This window comes from Chelativorans sp. AA-79, assembly GCF_029457495.1.
In the GTDB taxonomy this organism is placed as follows: Bacteria; Pseudomonadota; Alphaproteobacteria; order Rhizobiales; family Rhizobiaceae; genus Chelativorans.
Genome location: NZ_CP120361.1, coordinates 4,310,779 through 4,337,311 on the forward strand (window position 1 = coordinate 4,310,779; position 26,533 = coordinate 4,337,311).

A 26,533-nucleotide genomic window follows, 5' to 3' on the forward strand; every position below is an offset into this window, starting at 1 on the left:
GCGTCGTTTTCAAAGGAGACCATAGCCATGCCAACGCAACATCCATCTCTGCTCCGCGACCGGTTCTTCGGTGGCAGCCTTGCGGCGACGATCATCGCGTTTCTCGCATGTCTGTCCACGCACATCGCCACGATCCTCGGTATTGCAGGTGCTATCGCCTGGGTCGGGGAATTGGAGCACGCGCTGCTGTTCGCAACGATCGCCCTCGCGGGATTGACGCTCTACGCCTGGCGCCGCCACCGCCGCGCCGGCTGTGACTGCGCACCTAGGGTCGACAAATGACGCGGGCCTCCTGGCTCGGACGCTATATCTGGTCAGGCTGGGCGGGCGCGACCGGTCTGTTGTGCCTGTTCGCAGCCTGGCAGACCGGCCATGAAGTCTACGGAAGCTTCGTACTGCCGTCGCCACTTGAGACGCTTTCGGCGATTGGCGACATTATACGTGCGCCCGGCTTCGCATCGGCCACGGGAGAAACCGCCGCGCGCGCAGCTCTTGGCTTCTGCCTGGCCGCGGGGCTGGGCACGCTGGCGGGAAGCGTCGCGGGCTTCTCGTTTGCCGCTATGCGGCTCCTCAAGCCCGTCGTCGCCGTTGTGCTTTCCGTCCCGCCGATATCGTGGATCGTGCTCACGCTGATATGGTTCGGGGCGACCGGCGGCTCGGCGGTTGCGACCGTCGTCGTCGCCGCGCTGCCCATCTCCTTCGCCGGCGCGCTGGAAGGCGTTGCCACACGTGACCGGTCGCTCGACGCCATGGCACGGGTGTTCGGTGCCGGGCCGTTCCGCCGTTTCCGCACGGTCACGCTGCCGCATCTCTTGTCCTATCTCTTCCCTGCGTGGACGACGACGGTTGGAACCGCGTGGAAAGTCACAGTCATGGCCGAGCTTCTTTCCAATACCGGCGGGATCGGCGGCGAAATCGCCACGGCACGAGCCCTGTTCGACATTGCGCAGGTGACGGCCTGGACCGCACTCGTCGTTCTCTTCGCGCTTGCCACGGACTATCTCGTACTTCATCCACTGCGCGAGGGACTTGAGCGCTGGCGCAGCGCCGGCCTGCCGTCGGGCGTGAAGCGATGAGGCTTGCGCTTGACCGCGTCGGCCACGCCTTCCTCGGCCGGACCGTTCTCGAAGATACATCGCTTGTGCTTGCCCCTGGCGAGATTGTCGCGCTTGTGGGGCCTTCCGGCTGTGGCAAGACCACGCTCTTGCAGATCGCCGCCGGCCTTATCGAACCCCTGAAGGGCCGCGTCCGGCGGCATTATCGACGCCATGCCGTGGTGTTTCAGGAGCCTCGGCTCCTGCCCTGGTTCAATGCGCGGGACAACATCGCCTATGGTCTTGCCGGTCTCGGTATTCCCGCGCGCCGCCGTTGGGAGGCTGCCTGCGCCAAAGCTCACGATGTGGGGCTCGAGCCTGCCGATCTCGACAAATATCCTTCCGAACTGTCCGGCGGCATGCGCCAGCGCGTGGCGGTGGCCCGTGCGTTGGCGGTGGAACCGGAGGTCGTCTACTTCGACGAGCCATTCACGGCGGTGGATGTCGGCCTGAAGCGCGTCTTGCAGGACCTCGTCGTGGCAATGGCCCGTGAGTGCGGGTTCTCAGGCCTGTTCGTGACGCACGACATCGCCGAGGCCGTGCGCATAGCCGATCGGCTGGCAATTCTCTCCACAAGGCAACGCGGGATCGTCGAAATCCGCGCCATTCCGGGCAGGCCGGGCGGGCGCGACAACCGCTCCGTGTTCGAGACCGTGGAAGGCTGGTCGCACGAGCCGGTATTCAGCGAACTTGTGCATGGCGAGGAGCGGCATCACACATGACGGTCCTGCCAGTTGGCCACGGGACCTTCAACGCCGGTGCCGTCCATCCTCTCCTGTCAGAAGGCCTACGGCTGTTCTTCCCTCTGGCGGCGATCCACGCGATGGCTTGGCCGACCCTTTGGGTCATCGTCTTCGCGTTCGACCTGCCTCTTGCCCGCTCGGTGCCGCCCGGTCAGTGGCATGCATATGAGATGATTTTCGGAACCTACGGCGCGGCACTTGCCGGCTTCCTCACCTCGGCTGTACCGGAATGGACGGACACTCGACCGCGACAAGGTGCAAGCCTCGTTGCCCTTTTTGCATTCTGGTTGCCTGGGCGGCTCGTCGGCCTTTTGGGCGCGGACGCGCTCATGGCCGTCGCCGCGATAACGGATTTCACGTTCCTGAGCCTGCTGATGTGGTTCGCGATCACACCGATGATCGAGCGACGCTCGACACGCCATGCCTCCTTCGTAACCTGGATCGTTCTGCTCGCCGCAACCGAGGCCGCCATCCGGATGGCCTGGATCTCCGGCCAGTTCGATCTTTCCGCGCGGCTCCTGCAAACCGCGCTCCTCATCTTCGTGCTGCTGTTCGCATTGGCGCTTTCGCGCATCAACGTCGTCGTCCTCAATCTCGCGCTTGATCCATCGGGCGAGACCACACCCTACAGGCCGCATCCCGGACGCCAGAACCTAGCCGCAGCCGCGACGGCGCTCTTTGGCGCGACAAGCCTCGCCTTTCCGGGGTCGCAGGCGCCAGCCTTTCTGGCGCTGGCGGCCGGCGCGGCGTTCATGGATCGGCTTGGCGAGTGGTTCATCGGCCGCGGCGTTCTCAAGGGCGAAGTCCTGGCGCTGGCGCTTGCCAATCTCTTTGCCGCGCTGGGGCTGATCACGCTTGGCCTCGCCGATCTGGGCGTCGCGATTCCGCCGGCTGCGGGTCTGCATCTTCTTTCAGTCGGAGCTTTGGGGACCGCCGTCATAGCCGTCTTCATTATCGCCGGGCTGCGCCATACCGGCCGGCTGCTCGTTCTGCCCTGGCAGGCCAATGCAGCGATCGTTCTGATCGTGGCCGCCTGTCTTGTCCGGGTTCTGCCCGAAGTGGGTGTTCTGAAAAGTCTCTTCGGGCCGCACTACACGCTTGCAACACTTTTGTGGGCCGGAACATTTGGGATCTGGTTGGCCGGCTTCCTGCCATTTCTTGTTCGGCCAGGTCTGGATCAGGTGGCAACCTGCGGAAGCAAACCAGGGTATGACGATACATCCGCCAAGCTTGGCGGATGTCGTTGAGGTAGCAAGATGGAATTCGATTGCGGGGATGCGACATGATGCCGGAACCTGAGCCAAGTCCGGACCGCGCCACCACCTGACATCATCCCGGAAATTCTCAACGGCAATCTTAGCCCACACCAACACCTCCTTGCGCCAGGACAAAGAAGCGGCCGATTGGGGCGCCTAGTGTTTTCAAGAAGGGATGCGCCCATGTCACCGCCTCGAGAGCCGACTTTTCATGAAATGTTCATTGTGATGACCTGCCATGTGGCGACCGTCCAAGCTCCGCTTGACAAGCCAGAGCGCAGGATGTCGCCAAAGTCGCATGGTCTCTCCAGGCATGTCCGTTTTTGCCTCCACGTAGTTTCCCGATGGTGGCTGCGTCTAATATGGCACTGGACGCGATAAGCGCGATCTAGCTCGCTGAAAGCCGAGTACCCGCGCGATGCAAGGCTCCCCTGTAGGTCGTCCCCCTGAGCGGTCGTCAGTATGAAATTCAGAAGACAAGTGAAGCGTGCAGAAGAAAAGTGGAGTGAGGCAAGACAAACTCGACGAGTGCAATGTCGCAGTCGGGTGGAAAGGTTACGTTGCCATCTTCGATCAGAAGGGGAAAAAACGCCACGTTGCTGACATTGGCAATGCCAGTCCAAAGGAACCTTTGCGCAAACTTGCACCGCATGCTGATCAGCTCCAAGTATAGGCAGGCGGGCTCATCGCATTTCGCATTCATGACTGTCGACACCCTCCCGGAGCATGCGACGGCATACTGACCCCCGATCTGTCGCGTTGGGGAATGCACCCCCCTTCTTGCCACTTTGACATGCATAGGTGCTCAGAGTCGGCATAGCAGGTTAGCAAGAAGGGGGAGGCAGATTGCGTGTCGTGCAGCAATTCTTCAGACTATTGTTGGTTTCATCAATCATCGCCGGATCAGTAGCGCCCAGTTTCGCAGCCAGTAATGACGGCCCACCCAATTCACACTCCGACAGATATGGCGGTGGTTGGGAATGCGATTGGGCTTATGAGGAAGAGAATGGCAAATGTGTTCCGCTCGACCTGCCCGCAAACGCACATGTGACAACGTGGGGCACGGATTGGGAGTGCGGTTGGGGATACAGTGAAGATGACGGCAAATGCCAGAAAGTCACACCGCCGGCCAACGGCTATATCAATGCATGGGGTGCAGGCTGGGCGTGTGAGCGTGGTTACCGGACCGAAGATGGCGCGTGCGTGAAAGTCGATGTGCCCGAGAATGGATACCTGACGGCACGAGGCGATGATTGGAAGTGCAAGGTAAGCTTCAGCGAGCGAGACGACCGCTGTGAACGCGTTGTCGTCCCTGACAATGCCTATCTGGTCAGCAAGCCGTTCGGGAGTGGCTGGGAGTGCATTCCCGGGTATCGGGAGGTTGACGGGTCATGCGAAAAGATCATGGTTCCGGAGAATGCCTATCCCGACTACTCGGGGTACCGACCGGGTTGGCACTGCCTGCGTGGATTCCACCGAGTAGAGGCGCGATGTGTACCGCTCAACGTGCCGGATCACGCCTATGTGTCCGCCGACGGTGACGAGTGGCAATGCGAGCGCGAGTTCCGGCGAGATGGGGGACAGTGCGTCAAGCTGACGGTTCCTGAAAACGCCCATATCGACTATTCGGGGAATGATTGGGAGTGCAACGGGGGCTACGAGCAGCACCAAAGCAGGTGCGTGGTTGAGAACGGAACGACCTGAAGATTCGTAGGATTTGGATATCGCCACCGATCCATTCGGTAGGCGCCCAAGAATGAGTCATAGCTGTCGGGATGTGTGGCGCCTTCTCTTCAAGGCACATCTTCCTCGTCTGATCGAGAATGCAAACGGAGGTTTCAACCACGGGTGCGTCCCGTCGGGTCAAGCATGCTGAATTGATCGTCAGGTGATGGTTGATAGAGCCTCGAAAATGAGCACGCTGCCAACTACGACGAAAAGGAAAGCTACGAGGAACCAAGCCAATCCCTTCGCGATCAAAGAGGCAAACTTCATACAGCGCGCTGTCCACCGCAGCGGATCGTCGAGAAATCCCACGATTCAATTTCCGGCTCGGCAGTTTTCGGGAGGATCGCAATAAAGACGTGTTGGGAGCACAGGGCGATGCGGGGCCGCGCCTTGAAACGGAATTTCAACACATCGCCACAGCGTGGACCGGGGGTCCAACTGGAAAGCACCACGCCACTCCCGATTGATGCTCAAAAGCAAGCGCTATCGATCTTCGCCGATAGCGCTTGCCCCCTCATGCCCCACATTGTGGGGAATCGAAGCTGTCCCCTTCAGACTCACGCTATATCCAGAAGGGACATTGAAACCGAGGGTTCAGAATTATATCGGTTGACGATATAGTTTGCAACGGATGAAGGCTTGGGCAGATGCGATGCTGATGTCTTTCGTAGGCGCAATCAGGCTATAATCTTCCGGCACTGGTGCTCGGGCGGAACGGAGTTAGACCATGAAGAAGACCACAATGCTCGCATGCCTGCTTATCACCGGGTGCGCGGGTCTTGCGTCCGTCGCCCGGGCAGATATGCGCATGTGGGTCGCGATCGACGACCTGAAACGCTACACGTGCCCCTCAGAAGATTGCGGTGTGACCGGCCGTTTCTTTTTTCGTGAGTCTCTGCTCGTACAGGAAACGCAAGACGGGTGGTCTCGCGTCACGCACTACAGATCCGCAGGCTGCTACGAGGGTAAATCGGCCTATGTCGAATCCGGCCCGGACGAGTGTTCCTCCGACAATGGGATCGTCCAGGGTGAATACGCTGAATGGGTAAAATCAGAATTTCTTGCTGAGGAGCGACCCGACGAGCCATTGGCGGTCCAAGGTTGAACGCCCTGCCGCCACGATCTTCCCGATGGCCGATCCTTCGATTGATTCAGTTTTAGTAAACTTTTTCGTAACACCGGCTCCCATAGGGTTCGGCCACCACTGCCGGCCCACGCCCGGCAATTTCAGGTTCGGTCGGTTGCGGGAGGCGGACGGTGTCTATTGCCGGGCATTCCAACTTTGCGTTCAAAACAATTTTGCAATTGATGCTGTTGTCGGTCCTCGTCGTCGGGGCTCCTTCGGCGGCGACTGCCAATGCAAAATATGCCGGTGTCGTGGTTGACGCCAAGACGGGCAGAACCCTTTACGCGGATCATGCCGACGCACTGCGTTACCCGGCATCCCTGACCAAGATGATGACGCTCTATCTCACATTCGATGCGCTCAAGAGCGGCCGAATTTCGAAGTCCACCCGCATTCCTGTTTCTCGCAACGCTGCGGCTGAGGTTCCGACGAAACTCGGTCTCAAGCCGGGCCAGACCATCACTGTGGAGCAAGCGATCCTGAGTTTGGTGACGAAGTCGGCCAATGATGCCGCGACGGCCCTGGGCGAGTTCCTGGGCGGATCGGAAGCCGGCTTTGCGCGGATGATGACGGCAAGGGCACGAGACGTTGGAATGAACTCGACCACCTTCAAAAACGCTCACGGCCTGCCAAACAGCGCCCAGAAGACCACCGCGCGCGACATGGCCCGGCTCGGTATGGCACTGCGTGACCATCATCCGGAGTACTACGACTATTTTCGGACGAGGTCCTTTACCTACAAGGGCCGCACCTATGGCAATCACAACCGATTGTTGGGCCGAGTGAAGGGCGTCGACGGCATCAAGACCGGCTATATACGAGCCTCCGGCTTCAACCTGGTCAGCTCGGTGGAAACGGGCGGTCGAAGCATAGTTGCCGTCGTTGTGGGCGGGCGCTCTGGCCGTAGCAGGAATGCACATATGATCGATCTGATTGGACGCTATCTGCCCAAGGCGTCGACGGGGCCGGACCGGTTTGTGATCGACCGCCCGGGAACCGGTGCACTGGTGGCTTCTGTCAGGCTGCCGAAAGTCGATGCGCCAGTGCCATCTGGTCGGCCCTCCGTGGAGACGGTGACTGCCTATGCCGCGGGCGACGGCACCGGCGCCAATAACGATGCAGTCGCAACGGCGATCGCGCGCCCGAAGGCGCCCGTCAAAGCGGTGGCTGCCATTGACCGCATAGCCACAGGATCAACGAACAGCGAGGGATGGGTGATTCAGATCGCGTCGATGCCATCCAAGGTGCAGGCCCGTGAGATTCTCGAACGGACCGCCCAGAAGGCGCCGGCGCTTCTTGGCGACAGTTCGGCGTTCACCGAGCGATTCACAATGGAAGGCCAAATCTATCATCGCGCCCGCTATGCCGGATTTGAGACCAAAACCGATGCATGGGATACGTGCCGAGCTCTCAAGGAGAAGAGCATCTCGTGCTATGCGGTGCCGCACGATCCAAATCAACAGTCATGATCGTCGGGTCGCATCCATAAGCTATGCGATTTCCGATCCCGGTCGACTTGAGCCAGGGATCCCATGTCGCCGTTGTCGTTCAGTCCTCTATGTGCCTCAGCCCGGCGCGAAAATAGTCGTAGCCGGTGTAAAGGGTCACCAGCGCCGAAACCCATAAGAGCACGATCCCGGCCTCCGTCGTGTAGGGCACGATCTTGTCAGCTGCCGGTCCAACGAGGAGGAAGGCGACGGCGATCATCTGTATCGTCGTTTTCCATTTGGCGAGCTGCGTTACCGGTACGCTTGCCTCCAGCGCAGCCAGATACTCGCGCAGGCCGGATACGAGGATTTCTCTGCACAGGATGATGATTGCTGCCCACAAGGTCCAACCGGCGATTGTCCGGGCGGTATCGGCCGCCAGAAGCAGCAGACAGGTTGCGATGAGTAGCTTGTCGGCGATCGGATCCAGCATCTTGCCGATATTGGAGGTCTGCCGCCATGAGCGGGCAATGTAACCGTCGAGATAGTCTGTGATGCTGGCTGCAAGAAATATGAACAGGGCCGACCAGCGCGCGAACTCGCTGGACCTCAGGCTTCCCTCGAGAAAGAAGCATAACACGATCAGCGGTACGGCCAGAATGCGCGCGTAAGTCAGAATGTTGGGCAGATTGAATGCGCGCTTCGGCATGGAATCTTCTCGTTCTATTGTTGTGCCCCAATCAGAAGCGGATACGATCGATCAAATGCTGCCTGAACAATCGGGAACATCTGCCTTTCATTCCTTCTCGTGATAACTGATCGCAACCAAATGCAGAAAACCAAGCTGAAACAAATCGATTATTCGGCGCTCGCCGAATTTCGGTACATCATCCGCTGCTTTCTCGAATTCAGCGAGAACGAGGCCCTGCGGATCGGGTTGACCGCAAGACAGCACCAGGCCCTCCTGGCTATCAAGGGGTACGGGCGAGGACAACCGATCACCGTCGGCGAACTGGCCGAACGGCTCAGGATTCGGCATCACAGCGCCGTGGAGTTGGCTACCCGGCTCAGCGACAACGGCCTTCTCGTCAAAGCGCAGGACGCAAAGGACCAGCGCCGCGTCCTGCTACAGCTGACGGACCAGGCTGAAGCCTATCTGGAGGCCTTGTCTGCAGCGCACCTTGATGAACTCTCACGCATAGAGCCGATGCTGCTACGGGTACTGCAGCGTGGTAACAGACCAGCGTCGTAACCAGCTCCCATCACAGGCCTCTCGCCGTCAATCTTAGAGGCCGAAACGGCAGATTATGTGTTGTCTGACGTGCCCACCACGCGGTCGGCGGGCAAATCCTCCATATTGGCGATCCGCTCGGCGCAGAGATCAGCAGCACCTGCCACCTGCTCTTCGAGGCCATCGATTGTGGCCCATCCACCCTCTTCGATGAGATTATCCCGATCCCATGAACTGGCCTCCTTGATATCGGCAAAGGTGGCCTCGGCATTTACCGACGAGACGAACCCGTCGACGCAAAGATTGGCAACCAGATTCTCCCGCGCATCTTCTTTCGCCTGCGCCGCCATCGACTCCGCTGTGCCCCCGGTCACCCAGCCACCGTAGGTGAATCCGACGATCATGGTGAGAACAACAGAGGCGATGCAGGACCATGCCCAAATAGCCTTCGAGGGGCGATACTCCTGCCAGCGCTGCGAAAAGGATGTTCCATTTGTCATCGAGCTTCCTCTCACTTTTTCACGAAACCTATCAGCCTGTCATCGCTTGAGAGTATCGTGCTACGATATGAATGTGAAGGGCGACCGTTCGAAACTGCGTTGACGCGTTAAGGAAACGTTTCCGTTACCCCGCGCAGCTATTGATCCCGCCGGAACGCTAAGAATCTGGATGGCTGAGCAAGCGGAGGCTGGGTGATAAAAGGACTGTGGCTGTCAGTGCTCTTTGTATCGATCCTGATTTCCGGATCACAAATCCGTGAAGGGCGCGCACAGGCAGCCAGATTGGGGAGCGAGACGGGGCTTGAACTGCCCCGCTACGTATCGCTTGGATCAAGCAGGGCACGCCTGCGCGCGGGTCCTGGAACGCAATACTCGATTGAATGGGTCTATGTGACGCCAGGCATACCGCTGGAGATCATTGCCGAATACGGCAACTGGCGCAAAGTGCGGGATTGGTCGAGTGCCCAGGGCTGGATGTACCATGCACTTTTGTCCGGACGCAGAACCGCTATTGTCGCGCCCTGGCAGACGGATCCCGTGCCGCTGAAGCATGAACCGTCGGACAAGGCAGCCACGACTGCCATATTAAGCCCCGGCGTGAAGGGGAGCCTGGAGAGATGCGACGGTAGCTGGTGCCGCATTTCGATCAAAGGCGATGCTTGGCATGGTTATGTGTCACAGGCAAAGCTCTGGGGGGTCTATCCCGGCGAAGCGCTGGAGTAGTTAAACAGATTTCACGTAACAAATTCTGCCATAGGAAGCAGCATGCCCGCCGACGCCGGTCGCCTGTCGAACCTCAAAACCTTTCTTCTATCTCGGCTGCGTGGCGAAGCGGCTCTGGCGACCGTATTCTGGCGTGATATGATGCTCGTCGGAACGATGATTAATGCGGCGGCAACATTGGCTGCGATGGCGCTGCTGGCTTCGGAAATCCCGATCATCGCAGCGCTTCTGATGTTCCTTGCGCCGCTCCCGTGGAACTTGTTTCTCTTTTTCTCCGTTTGGCGCAGCGCCGAGAGAGCGGAAGCTACGGCCGCATTGGCAGCTAAGGCCGGCGCGACCATATGGCTTGGCGCCGCGATATTGCTGTAGCCTCCGTGACCCGAGCATGGCATTCCAGTGTCTATCGAATTTCACAGTCAGGCATACACAAGCAACGGTCCTACTTGCTTGACTCAGGCGACGAGCGGAAATGGTGAGATCGGGTTGGCGCATCTCGCCCGATCGGCTTCGACTGCCGCAAAAGCCCGTCCGCTGGTGTTGGGATCACGCAGCACCCGTTCGATGAGCAGCGCGACGTCCGCGCGGCCAATGAAGCCATGCATTTCCGGATCGGCGGACAGGATTCCCTGTCCGGTGGCGAGTTGGGTGCGTAATCCTCCCGGGCGGACGATCGTGTAGGAAAGCCCGCTCGCCTTCAGGCGCTCTTCCGCGCGCGACTTCGCTTCCACCGCGTCACCGAAGGCAGCGCGGGCGCGCTCGGACATGAACGGCGCCATCTCGCCGCAGCCGATGGAGGTGACCAACACGAAGCGCCCAGCACGATGCTCGGCGGCCACCTCGATAACGTTGATGTTGCCGGCATCGTCCGCCCGCCGACCGTCCTCCGCCATTCCGCCGAGCGTGGAGACGACCTCCCGGACACCCGGCGGCGCGCTTGCGAGGGCGGCGCGGATATCGTCCTTCACGAACGCATCCCCGCGCACCACATGCGCCCCGAGCGCCTGGAGCGCGTGACGCCCCCCCTCTGAGCGCAACATGGCTGTCACCTGCACATTTTTCTCGCGCAGGACGCGCGCCAACTCGAAGCCGACGCCGCTGCTTGCACCGAAAATCAGGACGCTGCGCATGGTATCATCGCCCCGCGCCGTTCAAGCGGTTCTCCAGTTGTGTGAAGCGATCGATCTGGTCGGCCTTGAGCGCGCCCGCCTCGTTGCGGCCGACGAAGATCTTGAACATCGCCTCACCCTTGGCATTGAAGAACTGCACCGAGGCGGTCTCCTTGCCCATGAAGGGCCGGCGCAGGTAGATGATGGCCTTGCAGTTTTCCGCTCTGAGATGCCCGCTCACGGCGCCACCGCCCCGAAGGTTGTAGAAACCGTGCCCGACGCGTCCTTCCGGCAGCGGTCCGTGGGCCTCCATGATGACGTCCTTCGTATGCACGATGATGGTAACGTCCCCCCAGGAAGCGATATCCGTCAGGGCCTCGACGAAGTGTTCGCCGGAAACACGCTTCCACATCTCTTCCGGCAGGCTTTCGACTGCCGCCTGGAGCGAGACACCGTGCTCTTCGGCAAGTAACTCCAGAATGCCGTCCTGGTTTTCGGCAAGCCGTGCCTGCAGGGTAATCAGATCGTTGTTTGCTGTGCTCTCGGTCATGTTTGCGTACCTCGTGCTTGATGGTCGGTGGGAATGGAGAGTCCGGCCGCCTTGGCCAGAACGTCGTTGAAGGCGGTCACCAGATTGGCGTACCAGAAGCGCCCAGCCGTGGTGAGCAATGCCGCGGTGCCGTCGAAGGTGAGAAGGCCGGCTGCTTGCCACTGCTCGGCGAGCGGCTTAAGCAGCGTCGGCGCGTTGGACACCAATGGTGTCTCCAGCTGCGAAAGGTCGAGACGACCCACTTCGAACCCGGCGGTGACGAAATCGCGCGTGGGCTGCAGATCGTCTGCGATGCGCATGGCCTCTATCGGCTTACGCCCCTCGCCCAGAGAGCTCGTGTAGTGTTCCAGGCTGCCGGAGAGATTGTAGCTGTAGCGGTCGAGCGACCCGCCCGCGCCCGATCCGTAGGCGAGACAATCCGCCCCTTCCTTGATGAGCAGGTTGTAAAGATTGCGCTCGCGCGTCGTGCGCGCCCAGTGGCTGTTGCTGATCTGGCGCCAGCCCTGGGCGGCGAGAAACTCGACGCCTATCCGGTACATCGGCCCCAACTCGGGGAGCGCCACGGTATGGCCGAATTTGTTGCTGGCGATGGCCGCGTGAAGCGGTGTGCCGGGAAATATGCTGAGACCATAAAGATCCACGCCATCCGGCTCCAGCGCGGCCGCCATGCGCAGATCCTCGCGCCAGACTTCATGGGTTTGGCCCGGCAGCCCATAGATGAGGTCGAAGACCAGTGTGGCACTGTCCTTCTGCCTGATATCGTCGAGGAAGCGGATGACTTCCTCGCGGCTTGCCCGTCTGCCCTGGCGGCGACGCACCTCGGTGTCGAAGGTCTGCACACCGATGGAGAACCGGTTTGCGCCCGCCTCCAGACAAGCATCGATCTTTTCCGCGTCGAAGTGGATGATGCGCCCCTCGACGGTGATTTCGCAATCGGCCGCCAGCGGCAGGCAGCGGCGGATCGTGCCCAGGATGCGCGACAACTCATCGGCCGAAAGCGCGCTCGGCGTGCCGCCGCCGAGATAGACGGCGTGGACCGGCCGGCAACGAATTGCGGGCTCGCAAGCCTCGCGTTCGATCTCCTCGATAATGAGCGCCACATAGTCCGCCGCCGCCTCGGGACGATAGGCATTGCGGTAGAAGCCGCAAAACAGGCAATGATTGGCGCAGAACGGCACATGAACATAAGCAAGCCGCTTTCGCCGCGCACCCGCGCTTTCTGCCAGCAGCCCTTTCCACACCGCCGGCAGGTCCTCGGCCGGCAGCGGGCGCTTGTCTCGCCACGGCATGACCGGCGTCCGCCGGAAGAACGCGTCCCGAAGAGGATCGCCCCCGGTCTTGGCGAAATGACGGGAAATATCCACAACAGGTTTCATGGCCGCTCAGAACATCATCTTGAGCGTCGCCTCGATGCTGCGGCCGGTACCGGGCAGCTCGTCGAAGGAGGAGCGATACTCCTTGTTCGTCAGATTGTTGAGATGGACGGCGAACTGGACCCTGTCATCTTCGCCGAACGACCCACCGAAAGCGAAATTGAGCGTTCCCCAGCCCGGGAGCCTTTCGGTCTCGAGTCGGGAGGTGTCCGCGTTCAAAGAGGTTAGCTTGGTACCGGTTGCCGCCCGGACGAACAGGTCGGCCCAAATGTTGATGCCTTGCACCTCACCTTCGTATTTTACGCCCGCTCGGCCAGAAAGCTCGGGCGTGTTGCTGTTGTAGGTCGAGTAGGTGGGGAACTGTAGCTCCCGCCGCATCCAGGCACCGCTGACATAGGGCGTCAGCGATGTATTCGGCGCGGCGTATTCAGCCAGAAGCTCGACACCATATGTCGTTGCCGCATCGGCGTTCTTGTAAAGGTAGTCGGCGGCCGTCGCGCCGCCCGGGCATCCGGCCCCTGCCGTGCAGGGAACCGTCGTGACGTAGTTCTTGGCCTCCGTATAGAAGGCGGCCGCGTCGAGAACGATGCCATACGCATCATAGCGCGCGCCGGCCTCGAAGTTGCGCGAAGTCTCCGGCTCCAAGTCGGGATTGCCGTAGGTCAGCACTCCGCGGCCCGCCGTCGTGTTCGTGAAAAGCTGGAGCAGCGTCGGTGTGACATAGCCTTCGGAGTAGAGCGCACGCAGTGTTGTGTCCGGCAGGCCCGTGTAGGTGAGCCCCGCCGCGACGACGGCGCGGTCGTCGCTCCTCCCTTCATAGTCCGCCCGCGCGGGGTCGGTGGTGTCGTTCAGATCGGTCTCGATGTGGTAATAGCGAAGGCCGGTCGTCAGCTTGAAGTCCTCGGCGAAGGACCACTCGTTCTGGGCGAATGCGGACAACGTATGGATCGAGGCGTCATCCGCGCTCAACGAGGATGTGATGATCGGGAAGGGGCCGAACCCGGTGGTGACGGTGGTTGATGTCTTGTCCGTCACCAGATTGTCGGCCAGGTAGTTGAGGCCGACAATCGTATAGTGGTCGGGGTGGAATTCCAGATCGAGCTGCGCGGTGCCGCCCCAGTTGGTGATCCGGTCGTCGGATGTCGAGGTGACATCCACGGTCCTGCCGGGCAGCGGTGCCATGACCACCTGGTTTTCGAACAGCCGGTCGACCGTCTGATAGTACACGTCGAGATGGACGTTGCGCAGCACAGGGCCGAGGTCCTTCCCGTCGTAGTAAAGGCCAATCTTGCGGCGATCGCGTTGCGGCAGATCCACCCTGAAGTCGGTTATCGGGTATTCGAGATAGGAGGGGTCGGTCCAGCTTTCCGCCTCGAGCCGATGCTGCTCTGCCTTCAGCGCAACATAGTGGTTGCGGTCCTCGCCGAAGGCGTAACCCAGATGCAGGTACAGATTGTCGTTGCTGAAGGATGTCCCGTCGAGATAGCCGGTAGAGGTGTACTGCCCCTCGGGGACTTTGCGGTCCCCGTGGTCATCCAGCCCGCCCGAGAGCCTGTAGTCGAAGTCGCCGACGGTGCCGGACACCGCAGCCCAGCCCTGCCAGCCTTTCGAGCCGGAATAGTAGGTTCCGCCAAGCTCCACCTGGACCGGCTTGTCCGCCCCGCCCTTGGTGATGATGTTGACGACACCGCCGATCGCCCGCGCGCCATAGAGCACCGAAGCCGGACCGCGCACCACGTCGATGCGCTCCACATTGGCCGGATCGATCAGGATCGGCGTGCCGTAGGTGCTGTGGTCGGTGATTTCCTGTCCGTCGACGAGAATCGTGACGCGGGCCGAGGATTCGCCGCGGATGCGGATACGCTTCATGCCCGCAGCCGAGGCATCGACTACTTCAACGCCGGGAACGTCCCGCAGCATTTCTGCGATGCTTTCGGGCGCCTCGCGCTCAAGCTGCTCCTCATCGACAACCGTCACGGAAGCCGGATTGTCCTGCACCGAGACTTCCGTTCGTGTCCCAACGACCGTGATTCGTTCGAGCAAGGTCGCACCGTCCTGCGCATGTGCGATGCCGGTTGCGCAGGTCGCGGATGACAGCAGCAGGCCGATGGTGATGGTTTTCTTTACAGTCTGGCTTGAAGGGCTGTGCTCCTTCTGGCTGACGGTGTTTGCGTTTATCATGACCGTTCCTTTTCCAGACTTCCACATCGCGCGGAGAAGACCGGCGCAATGCGTCGATGCGAATGTTCTGTCCTTTCCTTTCGTGCTATTGGCCTTGCGGGATCATGTTTTGCGGCGATGTTGCGCAGTATCGAGCCAGGCCCGAAGCGGCACGTGCCTCGCACGCTTCGCCGCCGGAGACGTCCGGTTCCACCCAAGCATCCCGGTCATCGAAGGAAATGAAATAGTTGTAACGTTTCGGGTCTTCCTGGGCGTCGTGAGCAAAGGGCTCGAATCGCGCCTCGGATGCCCGGCAGACAAGCTCTTTGATGGTAATGTTCTGGTCCTCCAAGATTGCCTCGACAATCTTGGAGCGATCCTCGCACTCGTCGAGCGTATGCGTATTGACGAAGGCAGCCGACAGCCCGCCGTCTTCCAGCGCCATCAGGATGATCATCAGGAAACCGAGCTTCATTCCATCACCTCTTCGCTGCAGGAGGCCGCGAAAAGGCTTCTTGATTGCGCATTGCGATTCCCCCGCCACGGATATGTGTTGCGAATTGCTTGCATCTGCGGCGCTAACAAATACTGGACTGAAATAGTCATCTTTGTTCTAGCGCAAAGACGAAGCGAAAATGGCGTGGAAGCCGCTCAACATGACAATGTTCAATGAAGGCAGAAGATTAGGAATGAGGGAACGGATTCAAGATGCCAGCGGATGGGGCACCGGGCCCATATGCATCGCGGGCGATCGACTGCCGTCCCGTGTATTCTCAGACATTCGCGTCCAGCGAGCGGCAAGCGGATGACCCTTCGACTCGTCTGGATACTTGTGGGTGTTGCGGCGACCGCATGCGGCGTTGCGGGGGCCGTGTTACCGCTCCTGCCCACCACGCCCTTCCTGCTCGTTGCTGCCTACGCCTTCGCCCGCTCCTCGCCGCGCCTTCACGCATGGCTGCTTGGCCATCCGTATCTCGGCCCCCTCATCTCCAACTGGCAGCGGCATGGCAGCATCGATAACCGCATCAAACGTGCAGCGATCACGGTAATGATCGCAACCTTCACATTGTCCTGGCTGCTCGGCGTATCGGCCACGGTGCTTGCCATCCAGGCGGTCGTTCTGAGTGGAGCCGCTGCATTCGTACTGACGCGCCCGAGCGGATCCCGTGGACAAAACGACGACTAGCACTCGGTCGTCCGCCACTGTTTCGCGCCCATTGTTCGACGCCCTTTCTCAGGCGCGCCACCATGAGCACCTCTCGCCGTACAATCGAGACACTCTGTCGCAGCGCATCGAAAAAGCGATATGCGGGCACCGTTATTTGCTGCGGCGCAAAATACGATGTCTGCAGTGATGCATTCGTTGGTCGTCAAGCTAAGAACTAGCGATTGGAGACGACAATGCTCATCGCCGTCGAACCACCTGGCGTCGTGCGTGTCGAGCCCGGCACTTTCGCCTATCGGGTTGCCGGCGACTTCACCAGCGACGGTCGATCTGTCAATGCACCGCTTGTCAGAATGCGGATCGACTATCCCCTCACGATCATGAAGACACAGGTGAGCGCGGCGGATTTCGACCGTTGCGTCGCGGACGAAGCCTGCCAACCTCGGGATGCCGGGTCCGGGCGGCCCGACCTTCCGGCCGTGGGCGTAAGCTGGCTGGACGCTACCGCCTATGCCAGATGGCTGTCTGAGAAAACAGGATGGCACTGGCGCCTGCCCACCGATGAGGAATGGTCGTTCGCCGCCGGCTCTCGACTCAAGGACGATGTCCTTGTCGCCGACGCGACCGGCGGTTTTGCCGAGCGCTGGCTTGCAGAATACGATGAGGAAGCGCGTCGCAAGAGCCTGGGAGAGAAGGCGCCGCGCCCCTTCGGTTCCTTTGGTGCGAACGAGAACGGCCTTCTCGACATAGCCGGCAATGTCTGGGAATGGACGGACACCTGCTTCATTCGTCAGGCTCTCGATGAGAGAGGTACGCCCGAAGGCGCCCCGACCGTCAATTGCGGTGTGCATGTCGTGGCCGGCGAACACCGCAGCTATATCTCCGATTTCATCCGCGACGCGAGATCGGGCGGGTGCTCCGTCGGCACGCCGCCGGCCAATCTCGGTTTCAGGCTTGTGCGGGAGGGCCCAGACGAAAAGGGATCACTTCTTTCGCGTCTGCTCGCTCGCATCCGGGCAGGAACCGGCCGTCCTGGCTTTCGGCCCTGGCATGAGTGGCCGAGGGTCGAGTAGATCATGAACGTCTCGGAGACGCTGAGTTCCCTCGCTGGCTATAAGGGCGAGCTGATGGGGTTCCCGCACAATGACCTTGCGTCTTCCGCTCGCAACGAGGCCGCGTCCCTCCCAAGCGCTGAACGTGCGGCTCACCGTGTGGAGCGTCGTGCCCGTCATCTCGGCGAGATCCTGCCGGGAGAGCGGGAAGGCAAGTTCGATTCCCCTCGCTGTGCGTCTGCCGGCCTGCCGGATCAGACGCAAAACGGTTCGGGCGATGCGGTGCTCGGCATCTTCGGTGGAGAGCTCCGTGAGGCGCTGCTGCATTTCATGATAGCGCTGGCCCAGGATATTCAGCGCGTTCATGGCAACTACGGAGTGGCAGGCCATGATCTGCCGGATGGCGTTCCGAGACCAACCGATGAGATGGCTTTCCTTGACCGCCACGACGGTCGCCGGATGATACTGGTCGCCGCTCAGCACCGCATGGCCGGCAAGCCCGCCCGGTCCGAGATAACGCAGGATCAACTGGTGGCCGCAGGGTGTCGTTTGCGTGGTCCGCAGGTGCCCGCCAAGCACTATGTATAAGGTTGTCGCTTCATCGCCTTGATGAAAGATCGGTGCATGTTGAGTGGCGTGCACAGGGAAGCCGAGGGCCTGGATATCCTTAAGGACCTCGTACGGGACATCGTGAAAGAGTTCCGCCTGATTGAGGATATCGAGAGCTGAAAGACACTCCATCTATAACCCCGCCCGAGGTCCCTGCGCTGCGACAAGCAGGGTCCGGGATGCACATGACCACCAGCGCCGGGCGCGCTCTTTGTCCGGGGACAAAGACGCTGCTGAAAGGTTGGATAAGGTCTTGATGGTGCGGGCCGGGGCTGCGAAGCGTGCCGTGCTTCCGACAAGGCCGCGCGCCCGGACCAACTGAGCAGTCGATCCCGTCGGCATGCACGACACGATCGGCAACGAAGCAAGCAACCGTCCTGCCGGTGAAAATACACGATGTTGGACGTCAACAAATACGATCTCAACCGTCATCGCGAACCGGTCACCTTCAGGGACCAGGTGGCGACCGGCATTTCATGGGCGATGGGATCAACAGCAAACTTGCTGTTCGGGCGCCGCTATGGTGACCGCGCAGCGGTACTTGAAACGATTTCGGCCGTGCCGGGCATGGTGGCGGCAACGTTGCTGCATCTCAGGTGCCTGCGCCGTATGACCGATGACCGGGGCTGGGTCCGCGTGTTCATGGACGAAGCCGAGAACCAGCGCGCCCACCTCATGGCATTTGTCGCAATCCGGCGGCCAAGCAGCGTGGAGCGTTTGCTTATCGTCCTTGCCCAGGGTGCCTTCTACAACGCGTTCTTCCTGCTCTATCTACTTTCCCCACGAACGGCTCACCGGCTGGCCGGCTATCTCTCGGAAGCTGCGGTACGCGGCTACTCCCACTGCCTTGAGCGCCTCGAACGAGGCGAGCAGGAGGATGTTGCCGCCCCTGCCTCTGCCATTGCCTACTGGAACCTCGATCCGCAGGCGCGGCTTAGCGACGTGATCGTGGCCATGCGCGAGGACGAGGCGATCCATCGCGATATCAACCACGCCTTCGCCGACGCGCTTGCGGCAGGCAATCCCGTTCCGGATCGATCACGTACCGGAATGTGATCGACCTCAGCCAGATTCCCAAATCTCACCGACCTTGCGGCAGAGCAAAGTGAGGCCCCGGGCAGTCCGCTATGAGCAATTCGGCAAGGAGACCGGGGCGCTGGTGTGCTGAGGCCTGTTTAGATATGCGAGAATTCAGGGACGTGACGATGAGACCAAAGGTTGGCCTAGAAGAAGCTCGTGACGCCGAGTTCGCTCAGGCAAGGTTAGATCGGGCCTTAGGCCCAGACGACGACACGATGCTAAATCGATGCAGGAAGCGTCCCACTTTCTTTACCCAGAGCCGAGACAGTTAGATGACGCGTTTCGATCCCACTGCCCGCTTCCAGCAGGAACGGCTGCCGCGCTATACAAGCTATCCGACCGCCCCGCATTTCTCCGATGCGATATCGCAAGAGACCTACGGAAGATGGCTCGCCTTCATGCCAGGAGGTGTCAGCGGCTCGCTCTATGTGCACATTCCATTTTGCCGGTCGATGTGCTGGTACTGCGGGTGTCATACAACCATTACCAAGCATGATGCACCGATTGACGACTACCTCTCGATATTGACACGCGAGATCAATCTCGTAGCCGATCGCATCGGGCAGATCTTTCCGGTACGTCATGTCCATTTCGGAGGTGGTACCCCGACGATCATGGCGCCGGGATCGTTCGTCGAACTCGTCACACTCATTAGAAAGAGGTTTCCTTTTGCTGCGGACGCTGAAATCGCCGTCGAAATCGACCCACGCACGCTGAGCGACACAACGGTCTCGGCCCTCAGCGCAGCCGGCGTTACGCGAGCAAGCCTCGGTGTCCAAAGCCTGGATCCTGTGGTTCAGAGGGCAGTCAATCGCGTACAAGATCTCGACCAGATCGCTCGCGCGACTGAAGATCTGCGGAACGCAGGTATTTCCGGTGTGAATTTCGACCTCATTTATGGGCTGCCGCACCAAACCGTAGTGTCGTGTGTGGAGACAGTCCTGCAGTGTGTTGCGCTGCGCCCTGACCGATTCGCAGTGTTCGGCTACGCGCATGTTCCACAGTTCAAGAAACATCAGCGCAAGATCGATGAAGCCACACTTGCCGACAGTACGGGTCGCCTCGCGCAAGCGGAAGCAATCGCGGCTCTGTTGATGGAAGCGGGCTACAAGCGGATCGGCTTCGATCACTTCGCCCTACCCGACGATGCCATAACACGAGCGCAATCGAGCGGACGGCTCCGTCGGAATTTTCAAGGCTACACCACCGATCCAGGCGACGTTTTGATCGGCTTCGGGGCATCTGCGATCGGGCGACTCTCCCAAGGCTACGTGCAGAACGAAGTCGCACTGCCCCGCTATGCCGAGCGTATCGCCAGAGGCGAGCTCGCGACATCGAAGGGATACGCCCTGACAGCCGACGATCGCCTTCGGGCCGAAGTCATCGAACGCCTCATGTGCGACTTTCGCGTCGATGTGGACGAAGTGTGCCGGAAGCACGCCGTGCGACCCGACGTCTTGCTGCACGCGAATCAGCGGTTGTGCGATCTGGTCGCCGAGGGGCTCGTGGAGATCGACGGACCCATCATTTCCGTCTCTGAAGAGGCTTCCATTCTGGTGCGCAGCGTCGCATCGGCCTTCGACGCTTATCTCGGGTCGTCAAACAGACCCTACAGTCGTGCCGTGTGAACGGCAGCCGAACGTGGCTACTCCAGATGTGGCTTATCGGCCTGCTTCACGTCCGCAGCACTTCTTGAATTTCCGGCCGCTCCCGCAGGGGCAGGGCTCGTTTCGACCTGCCTGACTACCAATGGATTTGCCAGGTAAATATCGGTTTCGCCGCATCTCCATCACGTGAGCGGCGGGTTGACCCTGGCGTACCAGATTCGCCATTGTCAGCAGATATGGGCCGGCATGATCGAAGAAACGCCTGTAGGATGCGCAGAAATAATTGAGGTTTGGCTCGCCGTCGGGCGACTCGAGAAAGCGGTGCTTGGGACAGCCGCCATTGCAGGCGAAGCGGTATTTGCACGTCAGGCAGCAGCTCGGCAGGGTGTCCCGCTTGTCGTCGCCGAACCGGCGCTGCCCGGGAGATGCGGCAAGTACGTCGAGTGGCGTCTTAGCGATGTTGCCGAGCAGATGCTGCGGGTAGACATAGTGGTCGCAGGCATAGAGATCACCATTGTGCTCCAGGGCCATTTGCTGGCCGCAGGTCTCGGCAAAGATGCAGAGGCTGGATGGTCCGCCCATCCATAGGCCCAATTGCACGTCGAAGAGCTGCACGAAGATACGCCCGACATCTTGCGCGATCCATTCGTCGAAGACGCCGCAAAGAAATTCGCCGTAGGCTTTCGGCAGCACGCTCCAGGGCGTTACCCGTGCCCTTGCCGCGCCGTCGTCCTGCTCCGGCGGACCGGCGAGCATTCCGCCTTCCGCCGCCCGCTCGACCAGCGGAATGAACTGCATGAACTCGACGCCCATGTCTTTGAGAAAGCGGTACACCTCCTTCGGCCGGCGCGCGTTCTGCCGGTGCACGACCGTCAAGGTGTTGAATTCCACCTTCTGGTCACGCAGGAGTTCAAGGGCGGCGACGACCTTGTCGAATGTCGGCATATCGCGGCGATCGACCCTGTAGCGGTCATGCTGCTCCCGCGGGCCGTCGATGCTGATACCGACGAGAAAGTCATTCGCCTTGAAGAAGGCCGCCCAGTCCTCATCCAGCAAGGTGCCGTTCGTCTGTATCGCGTTCCGGACGACTTTCCCTTTCGGACAATACCTCTCTTCGAGGTCCACGACTTTCCGAAAGAACTCGATACCCAGCAGCGTCGGCTCGCCGCCCTGCCATGAAAACCAGATCTCCGGCATGTCCAGCCGGTTCTGGGAGGCTATGTAGTCCCTTATGAAGATCTCGAGCACATCGTCGCTCATCCGGAATTTTCGTGTATCCGGATAAAGCCGTTCCTTCTCGAGATAGTAGCAATACCGGCAGTCAAGATTGCAGCGCGGACCTCCGGGCTTGACCATGACGTGAAACGGCATCGGCGGATGGGGAGGGCTTCCTGGCAATGAGATCTGCCTGCCTCGTTGGCTGAACATGATGTGCCGACCTTTTCACATGCGAACTTGGACAAAACGACGCGTATTGTCCTTCCGAGAGCGCTTGAACTCTGCGACAGGATAAAGATATAGTAAAAATATATCTTTATCCATATTCGGCGGTAATGACCATGTCCCATGACAACTTGGAAAATGTCCCATGTTCCGCAACCGGCAAATGGCTGGGCGCCTTGCAACAGTTGACGATTTCGAGAAAGCGCGGAGCGATGTGCCCCATACGGCGATGAAAAAAGCCGCTTGTGCCGATGACGGCTGCAACATTGGATCGACTGGGCTGGAGTGAACCTATGGCGCATCAACATATCCGCGACGATGTCCTGCCCGGCCTCGACCGCGCCTTGCTTCGTGGGTTCGGATTGTTCGAGGCGATGAGCGAGTCGGAGTTGGAGAACATCCTGCGCCCGGCCCGAGTGCGCCGGGTTCAACAAGGCCAAGCTGTATTCCGGCAAGGGGATGCAGCTCGTCACTTCTATCTGCTGCTCCAAGGCCGACTGAAGGTCGTGCAGGTGACTGAGGAAGGCCACCAGATTGTCGTCCGCATCGTTAATCCGGGCGAACTGTTCGGTGTCGCCAAGGCATTGCGCCGCACGGACTATCCGGGCACGGCGATGGCGGTGCTGGAGAGCACGGCTTTGGCATGGAACTCCGCGTTGTGGGACGACATGACGGAGCATCATCCGGCGCTCACGATGAATGCCTTGCATATGGTCGCCCGGCACCTGCAGGAGCTTCATGCGCGGGTCAGGGAGCTTTCGACGGAAGACGTCGAACGCCGCATGGCGCATGCGCTGGTGCGGCTGTCGATGCATGCGGGTCGCCGTACAAAAGACGGGATCCTGATCGACTTCCCCGTAACCCGCCAGGACATCGCGGAGATGACGGGAACCACGATCCCGACGGTGAGCCGCATTCTCGGTAGCTGGGCGGAACGAGGCCTCGTTGAAATCGGGCGTCTGCGTATCGTGCTCCGCGAGCCTCACAAGCTGTTCGATCTGGCGAGGCGGTAGTTCGGGTAACGAGAAGCGTCTCTGAACCTGGCGCGCTAGCGTCTCGACCCGGAATGCCCGCATGGTCGGATCAATTCCCATCGATGCCGCCATGCTCCATGTTTGTCCGAATCACCACCCGAAGGTCGGCAAGGAAGTGATCGAGGTCGATGCCATGCTCGCGGCAAGCATCAGCCAGCGTGTGAAAGCGGCCGATAGGACAGCCGACACAGTGCATCCTGTAATTGAGAAAGACGCGGATCGTTTCCGGCCAGCGGCGCATGACATCATCGACATAGTGATCAGGCGTCATGGGCATCGTGGTTCTTCCAGCCTGTCGACTCCGTAGTTACCCTGGGGCGACTTCCGGTCCGAATGGACACGGCTGCCTACTGGGTAAGGAAAAGGGCCGTCGCGATCGCGACCGACAGGAGGACCGCCGTGACGGTCGCGCTCGGACGCAACGCGCCCATCCGGTGCAAGACCAGTGCAAAGAGGATGATGAGCGGCGTTGCCACCGCCAATCCGATCTGTGCATCGCTCACGTGACGTATGCTCCTCCTGTGTCACTAGACAGGAGGTATTATAGCCCGAAATGAACCGAAACTGTTTGCGCCACGACAATGAAGAGACCTGTTTGTTGGGTTCAATGGGACGCGACTGGAATCAGCGAGCAGTGCAAGAACCGTGGCCAACATCGAAGACAACCTGAAAAGCCCGGAGCATGCTGGCGCAGCGCACGGAGAGTGGAGCGCGCTGTCGGATTTGCCCGGACATCCGATGATGTGGGTCCTGATTTTCAGTGAACTGGTCGCTTTCGGCGTTATGCTGGTCGCCTTCTCCGTAGCGCGGGCGGCGCTTCCGGCGCTCTTCGCCGCCGGGCAGGCCACGCTTGATCCTTTCGTCGGCGGCTTCAATACGGTCGTGCTCGTAACAAGCGGCTGGCTTGCCGCCTGGGCGGTGCGCGCGCGGGTGGACGGCCGCGGATCAACCTCGAGTTTTGCTCTTGTCGGCGCTATCTTTTTCGGTTTGGTCTTCGTGGCAGTGAAGCTCTTCGAGTACGCGGCGAAGGTCGAGGCGGGCATCGGCCTGGAGACCGATACGTTTTTTACGCTCTATTTTCTCATCACGGGGTTTCACCTGCTGCATGTGCTGCTCGGCATTGTCATCCTCGGCGTCGTCGCCTTTTCGGGCACCGTCGAAGCCCTACGAACCGGTGCGGCCTTCTGGCATATGGTGGACCTCGTCTGGGTCGTCATGTACCCGCTGATCTATCTGGTGGGATGAGGTGGTGATGCCGTTCGATCTCGCGCGCAGCTGGGGCATCCTCGTCGTCCTGAGCCTGCTGAGCCTGTTGGGCAGCCACATCGCGTGGCCTGCACTCGCGGCTAACGCCGCCGTTCTCCTGCTCGGAATCGGCAAAGCGCGACTCATCCTGCTCGACTTCATGGAATTGCGGCATGTCCCGCGTTCCTGGCGCGCAGTCTTTGCGTGGTGGCTCGGGCTCATTGCCGCGACAGCGTGGATCACGCCTCTTTGGCCAATCCTCTGGATGCATTGATCGCACTTTCCGGTGGCTGGTTGTTCCAGAACAAAGAGCGGAAGAGATGTCGCGACTAGCTTGCCGACGCCTTCATCAAGCTCCATGACCCGCCCCTCCCGGCGGGGCTGCGGCAGCCTCAATCTCATCTTCGGAGAGGATCGCAATGGCGGAAAGCCTCACCAAATCTGCGGCGAGAAACGTCTTCTACGGCGGCTCGCTATTCTTCTTCATCATATTCGTGGGCCTCACCGCCCACAGTCACTTCTACATGGTGGAAACCTCCACAGACAAAGCTGGCCTCACTGCGTCGGTCGCGCGCGGCAAGCACGTCTGGGAGAAGAACTCCTGCATCAACTGCCATACGCTGCTCGGCGAGGGCGCCTATTTCGCGCCGGAACTCGGCAATCTCTGGATTCGCTGGGGCGGCGACGCGGATCCTGAAACCGCACGCGAGATACTCAAGGCCTGGATGGAGTCTCAGCCTTCAGGGATCGAAGGCCGCCGCCAGATGCCGCAGTTCAATCTGACGGACCAGGAGATGTCGGACCTTGCGGACTTCCTGGAGTGGACGAGCCGCATCAAGACCCAGAACTGGCCCCCCAACGACGCCGGATGAACGAGGAGCGAAACATGCGATACAAGACCCAACGGATAGCGCTTCTCTATTTCTACGGCGCGCTTGCCCTGTTCCTGGCCCAGGTGACGTTCGGCGTGGTGGCCGGAACCATCTACGTTCTGCCCAACACGCTTTCCGAGCTTCTGCCCTTCAACATCGTGCGCATGATCCACACCAACGCGCTGGTCGTGTGGCTGCTGATGGGCTTCATGGGCGCCACCTATTACCTCCTGCCGGAGGAGACGGAAACCGAGCTTTACAGCCCGAAGCTCGCCGTCTTGCAGTTCTGGCTGTTCTTCGTCGCCGCGGCGATTGCGGTTGTGGGCTATCTCTTCCGTATCCACGAAGGGCGCGAGTTTCTCGAGCAGCCCTTCGCCATCAAGGTCGGCATCGTCGTCGTGGTGCTGATGTTCCTCTTCAACGTGACGATGACCGCGCTCAAGGGGCGGAAGACCACGGTCACCAACATCCTCCTGTTCGGCCTGTGGGGGCTCGCGCTCTTCTTCCTCTTCGCCTTCTACAATCCGGCCAATCTCGCGCTCGACAAGATGTACTGGTGGTACGTCATCCACCTCTGGGTGGAAGGCGTGTGGGAGCTGATCATGGCATCGATCCTCGCTTTCCTCATGATCAAGCTCAACGGCATCGACCGGGAAGTGGTCGAGAAGTGGCTTTATGTCATTGTCGGCCTGGCGCTTTTCTCAGGCATCCTAGGTACCGGCCACCACTATTACTGGATCGGCGCGCCCGGCTACTGGCAATGGATCGGCTCGCTTTTCTCGACGCTGGAGGTCGCCCCCTTCTTCGCCATGGTCGCCTTTACGGTGACGATGACCTGGAAGGCCGGCCGCCGCCATCCCAACCGGGCGGCGCTTCTCTGGTCCGTCGGCTGCTCGATCATGGCCTTCCTCGGCGCCGGCGTCTGGGGCTTCCTGCACACGCTCTCGTCGGTGAACTACTACACCCACGGCACGCAGGTGACCGCCGCCCACGGCCACCTCGCCTTCTTCGGCGCCTATGTGATGCTGAACCTCGCAGTGATGGCCTACGCCTGGCCGGAGCTCAAGCGCCGCGCGCCCTACAATCAGTGGCTTTCCATGGCGAGCTGCTGGATCATGTGCACGGCCATGATGGTGATGACCTTCGCGCTCACCTTCGCCGGCGTCGTCCAGGTGCATCTCCAGCGCGTGCTCGGCGAGAGCTACATGGAGGTCCAGGACCAGCTTGCCCTGTTCTACTGGATCCGCCTCGGCTCCGGCGTCACCGTTCTGGTGGCGGTGCTGATGTTCGTCTGGGCGCTTCTCGTTCCCGGCCGCGCGGCGAATACGCAGCAGGAAGGCACCATGCAACCGGCCGAATAGAAAATCAGGCGGCGCGCGCGCTGTCGCCCCGCTTCTCCCGACCCTGCC

The 26,533-nt window shown here is 60.5% G+C and carries 30 protein-coding genes; 19 read left to right on the forward strand and 11 right to left on the reverse strand.

From position 1 onward, the window contains the following. Positions 1–27: 27 nt before the first annotated feature. From PVE73_RS21105 to PVE73_RS21135, 7 genes are all read left to right on the forward strand, one after another. A complete protein-coding gene (locus PVE73_RS21105) occupies positions 28–282 on the forward strand; it encodes a hypothetical protein (protein ID WP_277364125.1) in 255 nt (84 codons plus the stop codon). Further along, on the forward strand, positions 279–1,076 hold the full coding sequence (locus tag PVE73_RS21110) for an ABC transporter permease (RefSeq protein WP_277364126.1): 798 nt from the start codon (positions 279–281) through the stop codon (positions 1,074–1,076). The genes PVE73_RS21105 and PVE73_RS21110 overlap by 4 nt, the downstream gene beginning before the upstream one ends. After that, positions 1,073–1,816: an ATP-binding cassette domain-containing protein gene (locus PVE73_RS21115; protein ID WP_277364127.1), complete on the forward strand. Its 744-nt coding sequence runs from the start codon at positions 1,073–1,075 to the stop codon at positions 1,814–1,816. Before PVE73_RS21110 ends, PVE73_RS21115 begins: the two co-directional genes overlap by 4 nt. Continuing rightward, positions 1,813–3,084, forward strand: coding sequence for an NnrS family protein (locus PVE73_RS21120; RefSeq protein WP_277364128.1), 1,272 nt, complete (start codon positions 1,813–1,815; stop codon positions 3,082–3,084). The genes PVE73_RS21115 and PVE73_RS21120 overlap by 4 nt, the downstream gene beginning before the upstream one ends. 855 nt (positions 3,085–3,939) lie before the next feature. Then, the gene (locus PVE73_RS21125; RefSeq protein WP_277364129.1) at positions 3,940–4,797 is read left to right on the forward strand and encodes a hypothetical protein; all 858 of its coding nucleotides are present in this window, start codon (positions 3,940–3,942) and stop codon (positions 4,795–4,797) included. Positions 4,798–5,548: 751 nt separating this feature from the next. Continuing rightward, positions 5,549–5,926 (forward strand): hypothetical protein, encoded by a 378-nt coding sequence (locus PVE73_RS21130; RefSeq protein WP_277364130.1) that lies wholly within the window; start codon positions 5,549–5,551, stop codon positions 5,924–5,926. Between the two features lie 152 nt (positions 5,927–6,078). Then, positions 6,079–7,416, forward strand: coding sequence for a D-alanyl-D-alanine carboxypeptidase family protein (locus PVE73_RS21135; RefSeq protein ID WP_346772382.1), 1,338 nt, complete (start codon positions 6,079–6,081; stop codon positions 7,414–7,416). Between the two features lie 79 nt (positions 7,417–7,495). On the opposite strand, the gene pgsA is transcribed toward PVE73_RS21135, so the two are convergent. Continuing rightward, complete coding sequence (gene pgsA, locus PVE73_RS21140; RefSeq protein ID WP_277364131.1) at positions 7,496–8,083, reverse strand: CDP-diacylglycerol--glycerol-3-phosphate 3-phosphatidyltransferase; 588 nt, start codon at positions 8,081–8,083, stop codon at positions 7,496–7,498. A 120-nt stretch (positions 8,084–8,203) separates the two neighbouring features. Here pgsA and PVE73_RS21145 point away from each other — a divergent pair, with 120 nt between their 5' ends. After that, positions 8,204–8,626 (forward strand): MarR family transcriptional regulator, encoded by a 423-nt coding sequence (locus tag PVE73_RS21145; protein WP_277364132.1) that lies wholly within the window; start codon positions 8,204–8,206, stop codon positions 8,624–8,626. A gap of 53 nt (positions 8,627–8,679) precedes the next feature. On the opposite strand, the gene PVE73_RS21150 is transcribed toward PVE73_RS21145, so the two are convergent. Continuing rightward, positions 8,680–9,105, reverse strand: coding sequence for a hypothetical protein (locus PVE73_RS21150; RefSeq protein ID WP_277364133.1), 426 nt, complete (start codon positions 9,103–9,105; stop codon positions 8,680–8,682). A 192-nt stretch (positions 9,106–9,297) separates the two neighbouring features. On the opposite strand from PVE73_RS21150, the gene PVE73_RS21155 reads away from it, so the two are divergent. Then, entirely contained in the window at positions 9,298–9,828 is a 531-nt protein-coding gene (locus PVE73_RS21155; protein WP_277364134.1) for an SH3 domain-containing protein, read from the forward strand. Between the two features lie 42 nt (positions 9,829–9,870). Continuing rightward, complete coding sequence (locus tag PVE73_RS21160; protein WP_277364135.1) at positions 9,871–10,197, forward strand: hypothetical protein; 327 nt, start codon at positions 9,871–9,873, stop codon at positions 10,195–10,197. A gap of 83 nt (positions 10,198–10,280) precedes the next feature. Here the strand turns inward: PVE73_RS21160 and PVE73_RS21165 are convergent, their stop codons facing one another. The 5 genes from PVE73_RS21165 to PVE73_RS21185 form a co-directional block, all read right to left on the reverse strand. Beyond that, positions 10,281–10,955 carry an NAD(P)H-binding protein gene (locus PVE73_RS21165; RefSeq protein WP_277364136.1) on the reverse strand — a complete coding sequence of 225 codons (675 nt, stop codon included), beginning with the start codon at positions 10,953–10,955 and terminating at the stop codon, positions 10,281–10,283. 4 nt (positions 10,956–10,959) lie between these two features. After that, entirely contained in the window at positions 10,960–11,484 is a 525-nt protein-coding gene (gene hutX, locus PVE73_RS21170; protein ID WP_277364137.1) for a heme utilization cystosolic carrier protein HutX, read from the reverse strand. Continuing rightward, the gene (gene hutW / locus PVE73_RS21175; RefSeq protein ID WP_277364138.1) at positions 11,481–12,860 is read right to left on the reverse strand and encodes a heme anaerobic degradation radical SAM methyltransferase ChuW/HutW; all 1,380 of its coding nucleotides are present in this window, start codon (positions 12,858–12,860) and stop codon (positions 11,481–11,483) included. The genes hutX and hutW overlap by 4 nt, the downstream gene beginning before the upstream one ends. A 6-nt stretch (positions 12,861–12,866) precedes the next feature. Beyond that, the gene (locus PVE73_RS21180) at positions 12,867–15,038 is read right to left on the reverse strand and encodes a TonB-dependent receptor (RefSeq protein WP_277364139.1); all 2,172 of its coding nucleotides are present in this window, start codon (positions 15,036–15,038) and stop codon (positions 12,867–12,869) included. 85 nt (positions 15,039–15,123) lie between these two features. Continuing rightward, the gene (locus PVE73_RS21185) at positions 15,124–15,492 is read right to left on the reverse strand and encodes a hypothetical protein (RefSeq protein WP_277364140.1); all 369 of its coding nucleotides are present in this window, start codon (positions 15,490–15,492) and stop codon (positions 15,124–15,126) included. Between the two features lie 330 nt (positions 15,493–15,822). Here PVE73_RS21185 and PVE73_RS21190 point away from each other — a divergent pair, with 330 nt between their 5' ends. Both PVE73_RS21190 and PVE73_RS21195 read left to right on the forward strand, forming a co-directional pair. Beyond that, positions 15,823–16,203: a YbaN family protein gene (locus PVE73_RS21190; RefSeq protein ID WP_277364141.1), complete on the forward strand. Its 381-nt coding sequence runs from the start codon at positions 15,823–15,825 to the stop codon at positions 16,201–16,203. Positions 16,204–16,418: 215 nt separating this feature from the next. After that, a complete protein-coding gene (locus PVE73_RS21195) occupies positions 16,419–17,255 on the forward strand; it encodes an SUMF1/EgtB/PvdO family nonheme iron enzyme (RefSeq protein ID WP_277364142.1) in 837 nt (278 codons plus the stop codon). On the opposite strand, the gene PVE73_RS21200 is transcribed toward PVE73_RS21195, so the two are convergent. Then, positions 17,166–17,975: a Crp/Fnr family transcriptional regulator gene (locus PVE73_RS21200; protein WP_277364143.1), complete on the reverse strand. Its 810-nt coding sequence runs from the start codon at positions 17,973–17,975 to the stop codon at positions 17,166–17,168. The two genes, PVE73_RS21195 and PVE73_RS21200, sit on opposite strands and share 90 nt — an antisense overlap. A gap of 264 nt (positions 17,976–18,239) precedes the next feature. Between PVE73_RS21200 and PVE73_RS21205 the strand changes: the two genes are divergently transcribed. After that, positions 18,240–18,899, forward strand: coding sequence for an alternative oxidase (locus PVE73_RS21205; RefSeq protein ID WP_277364144.1), 660 nt, complete (start codon positions 18,240–18,242; stop codon positions 18,897–18,899). 296 nt (positions 18,900–19,195) lie between these two features. Then, complete coding sequence (gene hemN, locus PVE73_RS21210) at positions 19,196–20,551, forward strand: oxygen-independent coproporphyrinogen III oxidase (protein WP_277364145.1); 1,356 nt, start codon at positions 19,196–19,198, stop codon at positions 20,549–20,551. A 33-nt stretch (positions 20,552–20,584) separates the two neighbouring features. Here hemN and PVE73_RS21215 read toward each other — a convergent pair whose 3' ends face one another. Then, positions 20,585–21,958 (reverse strand): anaerobic sulfatase maturase, encoded by a 1,374-nt coding sequence (locus PVE73_RS21215; protein WP_346772383.1) that lies wholly within the window; start codon positions 21,956–21,958, stop codon positions 20,585–20,587. Between the two features lie 338 nt (positions 21,959–22,296). On the opposite strand from PVE73_RS21215, the gene PVE73_RS21220 reads away from it, so the two are divergent. Next, on the forward strand, positions 22,297–22,986 hold the full coding sequence (locus PVE73_RS21220) for a Crp/Fnr family transcriptional regulator (RefSeq protein WP_277367541.1): 690 nt from the start codon (positions 22,297–22,299) through the stop codon (positions 22,984–22,986). Between the two features lie 70 nt (positions 22,987–23,056). Here the strand turns inward: PVE73_RS21220 and PVE73_RS21225 are convergent, their stop codons facing one another. Both PVE73_RS21225 and PVE73_RS21230 read right to left on the reverse strand, forming a co-directional pair. Next, positions 23,057–23,284: a DUF1858 domain-containing protein gene (locus PVE73_RS21225; protein ID WP_277364146.1), complete on the reverse strand. Its 228-nt coding sequence runs from the start codon at positions 23,282–23,284 to the stop codon at positions 23,057–23,059. A gap of 70 nt (positions 23,285–23,354) precedes the next feature. Further along, entirely contained in the window at positions 23,355–23,510 is a 156-nt protein-coding gene (locus PVE73_RS21230; protein WP_277364147.1) for a hypothetical protein, read from the reverse strand. Positions 23,511–23,745: 235 nt separating this feature from the next. On the opposite strand from PVE73_RS21230, the gene PVE73_RS21235 reads away from it, so the two are divergent. From PVE73_RS21235 to PVE73_RS21250, 4 genes are all read left to right on the forward strand, one after another. Next, complete coding sequence (locus PVE73_RS21235; RefSeq protein ID WP_277367542.1) at positions 23,746–24,252, forward strand: cytochrome c oxidase subunit 3; 507 nt, start codon at positions 23,746–23,748, stop codon at positions 24,250–24,252. 7 nt (positions 24,253–24,259) lie between these two features. After that, positions 24,260–24,526 (forward strand): cytochrome C oxidase subunit IV family protein, encoded by a 267-nt coding sequence (locus tag PVE73_RS21240; protein ID WP_277364148.1) that lies wholly within the window; start codon positions 24,260–24,262, stop codon positions 24,524–24,526. 145 nt (positions 24,527–24,671) lie between these two features. Further along, positions 24,672–25,124, forward strand: coding sequence for a cytochrome c (locus PVE73_RS21245; protein WP_277364149.1), 453 nt, complete (start codon positions 24,672–24,674; stop codon positions 25,122–25,124). A gap of 14 nt (positions 25,125–25,138) precedes the next feature. Beyond that, positions 25,139–26,485 (forward strand): cbb3-type cytochrome c oxidase subunit I, encoded by a 1,347-nt coding sequence (locus tag PVE73_RS21250; RefSeq protein WP_277364150.1) that lies wholly within the window; start codon positions 25,139–25,141, stop codon positions 26,483–26,485. Positions 26,486–26,533 lie beyond the last annotated feature (48 nt).